Raw genomic sequence first — 14146 nt, 5'->3', positions numbered from 1 at the left:
CATAAAAAAGGCGATAACTAATTAAGTTATCGCCTTTTTTTAATTTTGAAAATCTTAAAATAATTCAGTTTCGAAGTTATGTTCTATATCATGGAGTACATCCAAAATTTCATCCTGCGTCTGTAAGCTGACGAGTTTCATTCTGGACTCTTTAAAATTTGGAATTCCTTTGAAATAATTTGCGTAATGTCTCCGCATTTCAAAAATTCCCAATTTATCGCCTTTCCACTCAATGGATTTATTTAAGTGTGTTCTACATACATCAACCCGTTCAGCAATTGTAGGTCCCTCCAGGCGTTCACCTGTATGGAAGAAATGCTTGATCTCTCTAAAGATCCAAGGGTAACCAATAGCTGCACGGCCGATCATAATGCCATCCACTTCGTATTCCTGTCTCCAGGCCGCTGCTTTTTCGACTGAATCCACATCACCGTTACCAAAAATTGGAATCTGAATGCGCGGATTACGTTTGATATCACGGATCATCGACCAGTCCGCTTGACCTTTATATAATTGCGCGCGCGTACGCCCATGTATCGCTAATGCTTTGATGCCGACGTCTTGCAAGCGTTCAGCTACTTCGTATACATTTTTCGTATTATCATCCCAGCCTAGCCGTGTTTTTACTGTCACCGGGAGATGGGTCGCCTCAACAACAGCTTTGGTCATTGCAACCATCTTATCGATATCTTGCAATAGGGATGAGCCAGCGCCCTTACAGACCACTTTCTTAACCGGGCAACCGTAATTGATATCGATGAGATTTGGATTTGCTTTTGTACAGATTTCAGCTGATTGCCGCATACTTTCGATATCTCCACCAAATATCTGAATACCGATCGGCCGCTCATATTCAAAAATATCAAGTTTCTGAACAGATTTAGCAGCATCACGAATCAGCCCTTCGGAAGAAATAAATTCAGTATACATTAAATCAACACCATTCTGTTTGCATACATAGCGAAATGGTGGATCACTCACATCCTCCATCGGAGCTAGTAACAAAGGGAATTCACCCAAATCAATGTTTTCACCAATCTTGACCGACATCTTCAAAAATTTTTTACAAAGGTACAAAATTTGGGATTAGTATAAAGTTAGTTAACTGTCATGAGTTTAGCGTCGGTTTTTTTATTCAGAATGCGTAGCGCTGTTGTATTCCGCTGACCACCGAAACGGTAGTGATAGGGCTGGGCTGTTGTCAGGATTGGATTTTCCTATAAAAGCAAATATACCTTCGCGGTATTGAAGGTATATTTGCAGAGAAGGCCTTATTTATGCATAGCCTCTTTCTTCTGAAAGTGCCTGTTTTCTGTTGGTCAGAAAGAACCTTCAGTTGATTTTCATCGCTGGTCGCGCATCTGGTCATGAAGGTTTTTTCAAAATGCCATTTTAGTATATAGTCATCAAGGACACTTTTATCCAGATTTGTTTTTGAATAAAATCAAATTTCTTTTACAAAATCTTTGATTGCTTTCCCTGGGTCTGTGGTTTTCATAAAATTTTCACCGATCAGAAAACTTTGGAAACCAGCCTTTTTCAATGCTTTAATTGTCTTGGGATCAGAAATGCCACTTTCGGATACTTTGATGTATTCGGATGGAATCTTATCCAAAAGATCATACGAATGTTGTAGATCGACGGTGAAATCCTTTAGGTTCCTATTGTTGACACCAATGGCATCAATATCATCGAAAAGATTGTCCAGCAGTTCCTGCTCATTGTGTACTTCAAGCAACACATTGAGTCCGATCTGATGTGCATAAGCGGCAAATTCCTGAACTTCTTCCTTTTTGAGGCAGGCCGCTATTAAAAGGATGACATCGGCACCATAAGCCTTGGCTTCGGTAATCTGATACTTGTCGACAATGAATTCCTTGCGCAATATAGGAATGTTAATTGTCTCCCTTGCTTTTGAAAGATCTTCAAGATTGCCCTTGAAAAACTCGCCATCTGTCAGCACAGATACTGCCGAGGCACCAGCTTCTTCATAGGCTTTGACGACATCTTCGACTTTTGCCGTACTGTTGATATCGCCTTTTGAGGGTGATGCGCGTTTATATTCAGCAATAATCCCTGTTTTTTCGCGATCTAATATAGATTCCCGTAATGAAAGACAGGCTACACTGAAATAGGGGTAGTTCAACAGTTCTTCGGCAGAAACCTGCGCTTTGGATTTTTCTACCTCTATTCTTTTTCGTTCAATGATTTTATCGAGTATAGTCATTTGTAGTAGTAAGATATTAGTATTGAGTATTGAGATTTTAGTACTTTGCTGTGTTCCTGTACATAGGTGATCATTTACACGACTCAGTGAGACGTAATCTTGTAAAGGTAATGTCTAAATACTCCTATCTCAATATGCTATACTAAGATAACCAGTTTTCAATTAATTTTTTCCCATTTGTTGTCAGTACAGATTCCGGATGGAACTGCATGCCTCGCACATCATACTCCGTATGTGTCAGTGCCATGATGATACCATTCTCGTCTACTGCTGTCACTTTAAGTGTACCTGGCAAGGTATCTTTGTTCACTGCCCATGAATGGTAGCGTCCTATTTTGGAATCTTTCGGAAAATCCTGAAATAGCTTTTCGGATTCATCGGTTACGATAATGTTGGTTGCAACTCCATGTAGCGGCTTTTCCATATTAAATAATGTGCCGCCAAATACTTCGGCGATTGCCTGTTGACCCAAACAGATACCTAATATACTCTTTTGTGGCGCATAGGTGCGGATCACGTCAAGCAATAAGCCCGCCTCTTCGGGAATTCCAGGGCCGGGGGAAAGTAGGATTTTATCGAATGCTTCTAGTTCCTCTAGTTTGAATTTATCATTTCTCAACACCACATAGCCCTGTCCCAACTCCTGGAGCAAATGAACCAAATTGTAGGTGAATGAATCGTAATTGTCAATGACAACGATTTTATTGTTGCTCATAACCTCTTGTTGTATAGTCCTGATTAAAGTAATTATCTATTTCCTGAAATATCGCACGGACAAATTCTACGGGCAGATCGAATCTCTTTGCCAATGTTATTTGATTGCTGCTGATATTTTTTATCCTATTTTGTTCATTATCTGTATCATCCTGCAATACTTTTGCCTTATTGAGATAGGTCTTCCGTAAGGCAAGCAATTCAACGATGCGGTTGTCGATGGTATCTATCGAAGCATTAATATGCTGGGTATTGACACAATATTCTAATGGTCTGATCATAACGTTTCTGCTAATTGTAATGCTTTTCGCAAAGCAGCTATTTTGTTGTTCACTTCCTGGAGTTCCATTTCCGGATCAGAATCTAGTACAATTCCGCCTCCGGCCTGATAATGTAAGGTGTTTTGTTTGCTCAGGAACGAGCGAATCATGATGGCATGATTGAAATCCCCATTGAAACCCATAAAGCCAATTGCTCCAGAATAGAACGAGCGCTGCAATCCTTCGTAGCGGTCAATGAGTGTCAATGCCATGTGCTTTGGAGCTCCGGAGAGTGTTCCAGCCGGGTAGGTATCTCCCACAATATCGAATGGATTGATATTATCTTTTAATACCCCTGTTACTTTTGATACCAAATGGATGATATGTGAGTAGTATTGTGGTTCCATATAGGACTCCACTTTAACCTGGGTACAGTGTCTGCTCAGGTCATTACGGGCAAGGTCTACCAACATCACATGCTCGGAGGTTTCCTTTGGATCTTGTTTTAGTCTGGAGGCAATCTTTTGGTCTTCTTCCATGTTTCCAGTTCTCTTGAATGTTCCGGCAATCGGGAAGATTGTCGCCTGCTTGCCGTGGATGCGCAATTGTGCTTCGGGCGAGGATCCAAATAGTTTAAAGTCACCATAATCAAAATAGAAAAGGTAAGGCGAGGGGTTAATCGAGCGTAATGCGCGGTAGACATTAAATTCGTCGCCCGAGAACGGGGTCCGGAAACCACGGGACGGAACGATCTGGAAGACATCGCCACGTTGGATATGTTCCTTCATCTTCTTGACCAGTTGACGGTGTTCCTCATCGCTACGATTGGAACTTTCCTCTCCCGCTAACTTGAATGTGTATTCCGGGAAATTTTTGTTCTGGATTAGGAATTGCATGCGTTCCAGCTCGGACTCCTCATCTTCCAAAAGGTGTTCGAAGATATAAAGCTGATTACGGAAATGGTCGATGGCGATCACATATTTGTAGACGTGATACTGCATAAACGGTATTTTCCGGGCCGGATCGATAGCTGTTGTCAGTTTGATATCCTCAAAATGTTCAATGCAGTCAAATGTAAAGTATCCGAATAGCCCGTTTGAGATGAGGTTCAGTTCGGCTACCGTCGAATCTTCAAAAGAATTCCGGAAATCGGAAACCTCCTGACGCAATTCGATTTCTTGGGCGTTTTTGACAATCCGTTCTTTTCCGGGATAGGTTAAGGTCAACTCGCGCTCATCCAGCTGGATCCCTGCAATGGGCTGGCAACAGATATAGCTGATATTGTTGTCACGGCTATGGTAGTCGGAACTTTCCAATAGCAGTGAATTTGGAAAGATATCCCGTAATCGAAGATAAATACTCACCGGTGTTGTTGTGTCGGCGAGCAACTTTCTGCTCTGTGTTTTGAATTTATACTTCATTTTATTCTTTTATTCGCGTTGATAATTTTTATACATAAAAAAACCCGATACGGGTTAGCATCGGGTTTGGAATTTCCATAAATGGTTTTGGTTGATTATGAAATATTATGACAATACCAATTGATTCCCGATGCTTATTGCTCCAGGCCACCACCAATTTGTATTTGTATATCTTCGTGTCATTATTACACAAATTTATAAAAAAAAATAAATAAGCAAACTTTTTGTGATAAAAAAACAAAAATATACCTTATTTCTTAATCATTTAATAAATCAGGACGTCTTTCCTGAGTTCTTTTTAGCTGTTGTTCATGCTTCCAGGTAGCGATGTTTACTTCATGTCCACTGAGCAAAATCTCGGGTACTTTGTGCCCTTTCCAGTCTGCGGGGCGTGTATAGATCGGCGCATCGAGCAATCCGTCCTGAAAAGAATCCGAAAGTGCGGAGGTTTCATCGGACAAAACTCCGGGAATCAGACGGATAATCGCGTCTGTAACAATTGCTGCCGGAAGTTCGCCACCAGACAGCACATAATCACCTACCGAGATTTCCTTTGTCACATATATATCCCGGATGCGTTGGTCTATACCTTTGTAGTGGCCACAGAGAATCATCATGTTACTTTTGGTCGAGAGCCCATTTGCAATATCCTGATTGAATGTTTCACCATCGGGAGTCATATAGATGATTTCATCGTATGTCCGTTCGGCCTGTAATTGTTCAATGCACTTGGCGAAGGGTTCGATCTGTAACACCATGCCGGAGCCACCGCCATAGGGGTAATCGTCCACACTTTTGTGCTTATTTGTTGAGTAATCTCTTAAATTGTGTACATATATCTCCGCGAGGCCTTTATTCTTTGCACGTTGCAAAATAGAGTGTGCAAATGGACTTTCCAAAAGGTCTGGTAGGACCGTAATAATATCAAAACGCATGGCGCAAAGATACACAAAAATGATCCATTGTCTATTTATAAGATTGATTCGCTTATCTTTGTGGCAAATTTAAGTGTACATACAGTGATTGACGTAAATAATATTTCTGTTTCCTTTGGGGGAACGACTCTTTTTTCGGATGTATCTTTCTCGATCAATGAGAATGATAAGATTGCATTGATGGGTAAGAACGGTGCGGGTAAATCTACCCTGTTGAAAATTATCGCTGGCGTGGGTAAGCCTACAACGGGTAATGTCGCAGGTCCAAAAGACGCGGTTATTGCCTATCTACCGCAGCATTTGCTGACCGAGGACAATGTAACTGTCTTTGAGGAGACCTCGAAAGCTTTCGAGGAGGTTTACGGCATGCGGGATGAATTGGAGCAGCTGAACGAGCAGCTGAATATCCGTACGGATTATGAGACGGATGATTACATGCAATTGATTGAGCGGGTGTCGGAACTGAGTGAGAAGTTTTATTCGATCGAAGAGGTCAATTACGATGCAGAGGTAGAAAAGGTGCTGAAAGGGCTTGGTTTTGAGCGATCGGATTTTACCAGACAGACTTCGGAGTTTTCCGGAGGATGGCGTATGCGTATCGAACTAGCTAAAATATTATTAAAAAAACCGGATCTGATTTTGTTGGATGAGCCGACCAACCATATGGATATCGAGAGTATCCAATGGCTGGAGGATTTCCTTGTCAATTCGGCCAAAGCAGTTATTGTTATTTCACACGATAGAGCCTTTGTCGATAATATTACCAACCGTACCATTGAGGTGACGATGGGGCGTATTTATGACTATAGAGCCAAGTATAGCCATTACTTGGAACTGCGTCAGGAAAGACGTCAGCATCAATTGAAAGCTTATGAGGAGCAGCAACGTTTTATTGCTGACAATCAGGAATTCATTGACCGTTTTAGAGGTACTTATTCGAAAACCTTGCAGGTGCAGTCACGTGTTAAGATGTTGGAAAAGCTGGAAATTATCGAAATTGATGAAGTTGATACTTCGGCCTTGCGTCTGAAATTTCCCCCTTCACCACGCTCGGGGCAATATCCTGTGATTGTGGAAGATCTTAGCAAAGCATATGACGATCATGTCGTATTCCAAAAAGCCAATATGGTGATTGAACGCGGAGAAAAAGTTGCTTTTGTAGGTAAGAACGGTGAGGGTAAATCAACCATGATCAAAGCGATTATGGGCGAAATAGATTTTGAAGGTACATTGAAAATAGGCCATAATGCCAAAATCGGTTACTTTGCCCAGAATCAAGCCGCTTTATTGGATGGCGAACTGACTGTTTTTGATACCATCGACCAAATTGCAGTGGGCGATGTGCGCGTAAAAATGAAAGATCTTCTGGGGGCTTTTATGTTCAGCGGGGATGACACGACGAAAAAGGTTAAAGTATTATCTGGTGGTGAGCGAACTCGTCTGGCGATGATAAAACTACTTTTGGAGCCCGTGAATGTGTTGATCCTCGATGAGCCGACCAACCATTTGGACATGAAGACCAAGGATATTATCAAAGATGCTTTAAAGGATTTTGATGGTACATTGATCCTTGTTTCACACGACCGTGACTTTTTGGACGGCTTAGCGGAGAAAGTATTTGAGTTTGGAAATAAGCGTGTCCGTGAACATTTTGAGGATATAAAAGGATTCCTGGAATATAAGAAAATGAACAGTTTAAAGGATATTGAACGATAGCTTCTAAATCAACGAAGTGTAAATGTAGGCGATTAGTCTATAGCATATAATCATACGCTACAAGTTTTTGTCCGATCCCGATATTTGCAGTACAGAAATCAGAAACTTTATCGGTAGTCTCTTGAGCTCAGCTGGTAGAGTAACTGACTTGTAACAAGTAGGTCATTGGTTCATCTCGATAGGAGAATCAGTTATAAAAAGCGGCTTTTTTATATAAAGCCGCTTTTTTGCGTTTTAAACAAAGATTACATCGAATATTCAAGCTTTTTCCCTTAATCCCAAAGTGTGTGAAAGATACTTTCCTGATCAATACGTTCATAGGTATGTGCGCCAAAATAGTCTCGTTGTGCTTGTATAATAAATTACGTCCCATTACGCCGAGTCCAACTATTCCAAAATCGTAGTTATTCAATTTATCTATACTCATCGTTCAATACCGTTTTTCAAAGATGAAATTTACCATTTTTGTTGATACTATGAAAGGCAATTATCGGCAGATTGGTATGAAGCGCTTTTTTTGCTCCAATTACTTCGCTGGTATTGAGTGTTTTGTTGTAAACTAGCAGATAATCCGTATATTGAACTCTCCTAAACATCAATTTTATTTATGATCATTGGATTAGACATTGGGACATCATCTGCGAAAGCTGTTGCATTTGACTACGAAGGTAACATCTTGTCGCAGCATAGTATACCTTATCCCATATTAAACCCGTCAGAAGGCTGGTACGAGCAAGATCCGGAGGTTGTTTATGCTGCATGTATTGAGTCTATTAGATATGTCATGATTAGCTTAAAGCAATCTAGTGCCGAAATACCGAAACCTGTATGCATTTCGGTGAGCAGTGCTATGCACGGACTGATCGCTGTTGACTCGGCGGGAGAGCCACTTAGCAATTGCATAATATGGGCAGATCGCAGAAGCGAGGATATCGCGGTTGCCTTGGAGGCAAGTGAGGTAGGCAGGCTACTTTATCAGCAAACGGGCACACCAATACATCCCATGTCTTTGCTTTGCAAATTAATGTGGATAAAGTCTAATGATCAAAAATTATTTGCGCAGTCGCACAAATTTATCGGTATCAAAGAATTTCTTTTTCACCGGCTCTTTGGTGTTTATGTGGTCGATCATTCCATTGCATCTGCAACAGGGCTTTTCGACATACATCGGCTTATATGGTCTGATCAGGCGTTAAAATTGACGGGCATATCGGAAGAACAATTAGCATCGCCAGTTCCGGTCGATTATATTTTAAATATGCCTAGCCAGGAAATCGCGGCCTTGATGCACATACCCCAAGATACCTCTTTTGTTATAGGTGGTAGCGATGGATGTTTGGCTAATCTCGGGGTAGGGGCTATAAGTCCTGGGGTGGCTTCGATAACTATTGGTACCAGTGGAGCTATTCGCGTGGCAAGTTCGCAGGCAAATCAAGAAAAAAAACAAAGGTTATTTACCTACCTACTGAGACCAAATGAATATATAATTGGTGGCGCGGTTAACAACGGGGGTGTATTACGCAACTGGTTTCGAGATAACTTCTTGCATGAATATACCCAAATGGAAACGGATGGAGATTCGTCTGTCTCGTTAAATGCTTTGGTCGACTCTGTCGTTCCGGGGGCAGAGGGCTTGATATTCTTGCCCTATTTAACCGGTGAACGGGCACCACATTGGAATTCCAATGCAAAAGGCGTTTATTTTGGGATACAGCTGCATCATGGCAGGGCGCACTTTGCGCGGGCCATGATGGAAGGGATGTTGTTTGCAATTTACAGTGTAGGAATCGCATTGGAAGAGAACACTGGCCCCATTCATACGATCTTTGCAAGCGGTGGTTTAGCGCGTTCATCGTTGTTGTTGCAAATGCTTGCAGACATTTTCAATAAACCTGTATTCACCAAAAATACGGTAGAAAGTTCTGCGTGGGGAGCAGCATTGATAGGCTTGGAAGCATTGGGTATACAGCGAGGAGAGCCTTCCGTAAAAAACAAGCAAGCGGCGGGGACACAAGATACCGAGCACTATTACAAACCGAGTGAAGAGAATCATGCCGTATATATTAAAAACTTCCAGAAATTTGAACGCCTGTACCATATATTGGAAGGTGAGTTTTAACTAGTTGTAAATTATTATGCCTCTAATCATCGTTATTTTGGGAGTAGCTTTGCTACTTCTTTTAGTCACTGTCGTCAGGTTAAACACGATCTTTTCATTACTGATAACCTCTGTTGCGGTCGGTTTTGCTATGAATATGAATGCCGTCGACATCCTTAAATCTGTTGAAACCGGAGTAAGTAGTACTATGGGCCAGTTGGCACTTTTGTTGGCTTTCGGGTCTTTACTGGGTAAATTGATGGCGGAGGGGGGCGCTGCAGAAAAGATTACAACGAAACTAACGGCGGTATTTGGCAGAAAGAACTTACCCTGGGCAATGGTTCTCACGGGCTTTTTAGTAGGAATTCCTTTATTTTACAATGTCGGTTTTATCGTCTTGGTACCGTTTGTTTTCATGGTATGTGCTTCTAATAAAATGCCCTTGCTTTACGTTGCTATTCCACTGCTGGCAGCGCTGTCTGTGACGCACGGTTATTTGCCACCGCATCCGGGAGCTACAGCCATAGCGGTTACTTACAATGCGGATATAGGTTTGACAATGGCATATGGCATTGTTGTGGCAATTCCTGCCATAATTATCGGTGGACCACTCTTTGGTAGGATGCTTAAGCGTATTCCGACCAACCCACCTGCTGAGTTCTTTCCTGAGCACAATCAAGCAGATAAGAAAGAGCTTCCCGGATTTGCAATTAGTATATTTACGGGACTGTTTCCAATAATTTTAATTGCTTTTGGGTCATTTGCACATCTCATATTCCCAGAAGGCTCCGCTTGGCTGACGACACTCCGTTTCTTGGGTGACCCGGTGGTGGCTTTAATGATTGCATCGCTAGTGGCGATGTACACGATGGGAATCCGCCAAGGTAAAAGTTTGCGGGAGCAGTCAGAAAGTGTGGAAGAAGCAATCCGTGGGATAATGATGATCCTTTTTATCATTGCAGCATCAGGCGCCTTCAAGCAAATTTTGGTAGATAGTGGTGTAGCGAACTATATCGCTGACCTAACTGCAGACCTTAGTTTGTCACCACTTGTGCTTGCCTGGTTAATAGCCGGTATCATTCGCCTAGTTATCGGTTCGGCAAGTGTTGCTGGACTCACGGCAGCGGGCATTATGCTCCCCATTGTGCGAGCAGGAGATGTTACTCCTGAATTAATGGTGCTAGCGACGGGAGCGGGCAGTCTCATGTTCTCACACGTCAACGACCCAGGGTTTTGGATGTTTAAATCTTATTTTGGAGTGAGCGTGAAGGATACATTTCGCTCATGGACGGTGATGGAAACGCTCGTTTCTGTTATTGGATTGATCGGTGTCTTGATTTTACACTGGCTTGGTCATTGATAGCTAATGACAAAGTCCCTTATCAGAAGGTGACTGTCGAAACCGCAAGGCAAACTCCGCATTCTTGATTGCCTTTGTCATCAAACGAATATTGAATTATATAGACCCATAATTGGTTGATTATGGGCTTTTTTTTGATGAAACCCTTGGTTTGATTTTTTTTTCTTAATATCGTGCTAATGAACCAAATTTTTGTTGTTTGAGTTATTCTGACAAATATGCATAGATCACAACAGCTTTATCTGTATATCTTATTTTGCCTGAGTTGCTGCTTGGGTGGGGGGGCTGTTTTTGGCCAATATACAGTTGATAATATACCCAGTCCAAAGCAGAAAGGACAAGATTATTTTGTCTCCAACCCTGATGGAATCCTGTCTTCGGGAACAGTTGCCGAGCTGGATGGCTTATCCACACAGATCGAAGCAGCTACCAAAAGTGAGTATGCCATTGTATTGGTCAATGACTATGTCGGTGACAGCGATTTTGAATTTGCATTAAAGCTATTTAATACCTGGGGTATAGGTAAGAAGGAAAGCAATAATGGGCTATTATTGTTTATTGCGAAAGACCGGCGGGAATATCGCTTCATTACGGGGTATGGCATGGAAAGCACCTTGCCGGATGCCTATCTGAAACGAATCGGCGAAAAGTATCTGGTACCTAATTTTCGAAATGGAAATTATGATCAAGGCGTCCTCGAGGCGTCGCAGTTTATCAAAACTATTCTGACATCACCCGACAGTAGGGCCGAATTGGAACGTTTGATGCCCGAAGCAACTCCAATTTGGAGTTTTAGAAGTCCTATCCTGAGAAATTCACTTTTGGTACTGGCTTTATTTGCCCTCTGTTACATCTGGCTGGGCGAAGTGACCCGTGCGATCAAGGGTAAGCTGACCAAAAAAAGTAAATATTTTCCACCACTGGTCAGTGGTTGCGGTTGTATGGGAATGTTGATGTTTGCAAGTGTATTTATATGTGCTTTTGCGTTGAATAACTTCGAAGTTGTTTATCAATGGAAGAATCTACCTTATTTTGTTTTTATATTTGGAAGCATTACGCTGGCGATGAAATATAATGCAAGCCGTACACAGATTATCAATTCCTACCGTGATGAAGAAAATATCCAGCAAGCTTTGCGTAAGTTTCGCGTTTGGGGACTTGTTCCTTTATTGTTAAGCCCTTTGGCGCTGTTTGATCTTTTTGGAATAAATAAACGTATCCGAAGGAATGAACTTAGACTGACTCCCCCGGATGACTCGGGGCGTTGGTTGCGCATGAATAAGGATGATGCCGCTACCCGGGAAAGCGCATACTTGGATCAAGGACAGCTGTTGGAAGAGAAAATTGGCAGCCGGTCTTATGAGATCTGGGTAGATCAGACAAGCAATGAGACTAAGTTGGTTCCCTGGGATGAAAATGCAGGGTACATGGATTGTCCGCAATGTCATTACCGTACGTTTAAAACCGGCCTTTCACGGACGATCCGTTCCGCAACCTACAGTACGCAGGGGCTTGAGGAACGTTTTGATAAATGTAAGAACTGTGGTCACCGTGTGTCCCATGGCGAGCACACCATACCCGTTAAAGTACGCTCTTCATCAAGCAGATCTGGTGGCGGCGGCTCCAGTGGCGGTGGCGGCGGAAGTTTTGGTGGCGGTTCGTCCGGTGGCGGTGGGGCTGGCGGAAGATGGTAATTCCTAATTTAGGGGCAAAAAAAAAGGTTTTCAAACGGGGAGAATGAAAACCTTAAATAACCAATTATAAACCTAAATTATGATGACACAAATATAGTGTATTTTTTACACTATCAAAATTTTTTTTTAAAAAAAATAAAAAAAGTAAGTTACGTAGCGCATATATGATTTCTGTTTATAAATTAAAACCAAAGTTCCAGCAGTTATTGATGCCGGTTCTGAGCTTTTTGAATCGGAAAAAGGTAACGGCCAATCAGATTACGGTTGGTTCGGTGCTCTTGTCTCTGGTTATTGCGATCCTTTTTTGGTATGCCGACCGCAGCATAGTTTTATTTCTGGCATTACCGATTGGTTTATTACTGCGTATGGCTCTCAATGCACTGGACGGGATGATGGCCCGTCTTTTCAATCAGACGAGTAAAACGGGAGAAGTCCTGAACGAGGTAGGCGATATTGTTTCTGATGTCCTGATCTTTTTTCCCCTGCTGAAATTTCATCCCGAGAGTTTATATCTGGTAGTAGGCTTTATTGTTTTGAGTGTCATCAACGAATTCTGCGGTCTGATCGGAAAGGTTATTGCCAATGATCGTCGTTATGATGGACCTATGGGTAAAAGCGACCGTGCACTGCTGCTGGGGGTATACGGGATTTTAAGTTTGTTGCATATTTCGATAACTGCATTTTCGGGTTATATTTTTGCTGTGCTATGTTCGTTATTGGTCTTGAGTTCCATAACGCGATTGAGAAAGGCATTGGTGTTGAATGAGTGAAGTATCTAATCCGAAGGATAAATTTGCTGACGTACCTGTCCGGGTCAGAAGCTGGGGCTATATTGTGCTTGTACTGGCGATTGCTTTCGTTCCGCAAATGACATCATGGCTGTTTGTTTGCTGGCTTACCTTTCAGGGCATGCGCGAATTTGTGAAGATGTTTGTGCCAAATTTTAGTCTTGCATTGCCCTTTGCTATTGTAATTGGTCTATTACAGTTGATCCTTTTAACCTACTGTTCATATAGCGGCTATCTATTCTGGGCGACACTATTGTGCCTAGGGATTGGGTTGTTTTTCCGGTTGGGGCGAAAAACAGCGACGGGTGCTGCTATGGGAATGACCTTTGGAGCGGCTGCCTGCCTACTTGCATTCAGCCAGCTAGCCTTTATTCGGGCAGTAGAAATTGATCAGAATGAGTGGATGGGATTACGGCTTGTGGCCTATATCATCGTTTTAACGGAGCTGAACGACGTATTCCAATACCTAATGGGTAAATTCTTTGGCAAACGAAAGATTGTTCCGCGCATCAGTCCAAATAAAACGGTTGCCGGATGTGTTGGTGGTATCGGACTGACGATAATGTTGAGTAATATCTTGGGTTACTTGCTATTGCCATTTGGGGATTTTATCTGCTTTTCGTTGCTTGGTCTGCTCTTTGGTACTTTAGGATTTTGTGGTGACGTACTTTTCTCCTTTTTGAAACGCAGGGCGGGAGTCAAGGATACGGGGACATTAATCCCCGGACATGGTGGATTACTGGATCGGATAGATAGCTTGGTGTTTAATGCACCTGTTTTCTATGGTTTGATTTGTTTGATAGAAATAACGAATTTGTAATGGTTTTATAAAGCGGATCGTCATCTAAATCGTGAAATTTAGAATTATGTATTCTGTTATCAGTAACCCTATAGATTGTTTACGCATGGAGAAAAATGAGATCAATCTATCAA

13 protein-coding genes are annotated in these 14146 nt (G+C 42.1%); 6 read left to right on the top strand and 7 right to left on the bottom strand.

Annotated features, from left to right (window positions below):
• Positions 1-54: 54 nt before the first annotated feature.
• From dusB to trmD, 6 genes are all read right to left on the bottom strand, one after another.
• Positions 55-1050 (bottom strand): tRNA dihydrouridine synthase DusB, encoded by a 996-nt coding sequence (gene dusB, locus BWD42_RS20080; protein WP_077438187.1) that lies wholly within the window; start codon positions 1048-1050, stop codon positions 55-57.
• Positions 1051-1444: 394 nt separating this feature from the next.
• Complete coding sequence (gene trpC, locus BWD42_RS20075) at positions 1445-2227, bottom strand: indole-3-glycerol phosphate synthase TrpC (protein WP_077438186.1); 783 nt, start codon at positions 2225-2227, stop codon at positions 1445-1447.
• Between the two features lie 142 nt (positions 2228-2369).
• Positions 2370-2942, bottom strand: coding sequence for an anthranilate synthase component II (locus tag BWD42_RS20070; protein WP_077438185.1), 573 nt, complete (start codon positions 2940-2942; stop codon positions 2370-2372).
• The gene (locus BWD42_RS20065) at positions 2929-3222 is read right to left on the bottom strand and encodes a chorismate mutase (RefSeq protein WP_077438184.1); all 294 of its coding nucleotides are present in this window, start codon (positions 3220-3222) and stop codon (positions 2929-2931) included. Before BWD42_RS20065 ends, BWD42_RS20070 begins: the two co-directional genes overlap by 14 nt.
• The gene (locus BWD42_RS20060) at positions 3219-4622 is read right to left on the bottom strand and encodes an anthranilate synthase component I family protein (protein WP_077438183.1); all 1404 of its coding nucleotides are present in this window, start codon (positions 4620-4622) and stop codon (positions 3219-3221) included. Before BWD42_RS20060 ends, BWD42_RS20065 begins: the two co-directional genes overlap by 4 nt.
• Before the next feature lie 257 nt (positions 4623-4879).
• Positions 4880-5557: a tRNA (guanosine(37)-N1)-methyltransferase TrmD gene (gene trmD, locus BWD42_RS20050; RefSeq protein ID WP_077438181.1), complete on the bottom strand. Its 678-nt coding sequence runs from the start codon at positions 5555-5557 to the stop codon at positions 4880-4882.
• Between the two features lie 84 nt (positions 5558-5641).
• Between trmD and BWD42_RS20045 the strand changes: the two genes are divergently transcribed.
• Complete coding sequence (locus BWD42_RS20045) at positions 5642-7273, top strand: ABC-F family ATP-binding cassette domain-containing protein (protein ID WP_077438306.1); 1632 nt, start codon at positions 5642-5644, stop codon at positions 7271-7273.
• 272 nt (positions 7274-7545) lie between these two features.
• Here the strand turns inward: BWD42_RS20045 and BWD42_RS20035 are convergent, their stop codons facing one another.
• The gene (locus BWD42_RS20035) at positions 7546-7629 is read right to left on the bottom strand and encodes a hypothetical protein (protein ID WP_254846290.1); all 84 of its coding nucleotides are present in this window, start codon (positions 7627-7629) and stop codon (positions 7546-7548) included.
• A gap of 251 nt (positions 7630-7880) precedes the next feature.
• Here BWD42_RS20035 and BWD42_RS20030 point away from each other — a divergent pair, with 251 nt between their 5' ends.
• The 5 genes from BWD42_RS20030 (at position 7881) to BWD42_RS20010 (ending at position 14033) form a co-directional block, all read left to right on the top strand.
• On the top strand, positions 7881-9392 hold the full coding sequence (locus BWD42_RS20030; protein ID WP_077438180.1) for a gluconokinase: 1512 nt from the start codon (positions 7881-7883) through the stop codon (positions 9390-9392).
• A gap of 16 nt (positions 9393-9408) precedes the next feature.
• Complete coding sequence (locus BWD42_RS20025; protein WP_077438179.1) at positions 9409-10731, top strand: gluconate:H+ symporter; 1323 nt, start codon at positions 9409-9411, stop codon at positions 10729-10731.
• A 218-nt stretch (positions 10732-10949) separates the two neighbouring features.
• Positions 10950-12425, top strand: a complete 1476-nt coding sequence (locus tag BWD42_RS24810; protein ID WP_175992103.1) for a TPM domain-containing protein — start codon at positions 10950-10952, stop codon at positions 12423-12425.
• A gap of 164 nt (positions 12426-12589) precedes the next feature.
• Positions 12590-13195, top strand: a complete 606-nt coding sequence (locus BWD42_RS20015) for a CDP-alcohol phosphatidyltransferase family protein (protein ID WP_077438178.1) — start codon at positions 12590-12592, stop codon at positions 13193-13195.
• Positions 13188-14033 (top strand): phosphatidate cytidylyltransferase, encoded by an 846-nt coding sequence (locus BWD42_RS20010; protein WP_077438177.1) that lies wholly within the window; start codon positions 13188-13190, stop codon positions 14031-14033. Before BWD42_RS20015 ends, BWD42_RS20010 begins: the two co-directional genes overlap by 8 nt.
• The last annotated feature ends 113 nt before the right edge of the window (positions 14034-14146 follow it).

The organism is Sphingobacterium sp. CZ-UAM, assembly GCF_002000245.1.
GTDB lineage: Bacteria > Bacteroidota > Bacteroidia > Sphingobacteriales > Sphingobacteriaceae > Sphingobacterium.
This window is presented reverse-complemented; position numbering and strand designations above follow the sequence as displayed.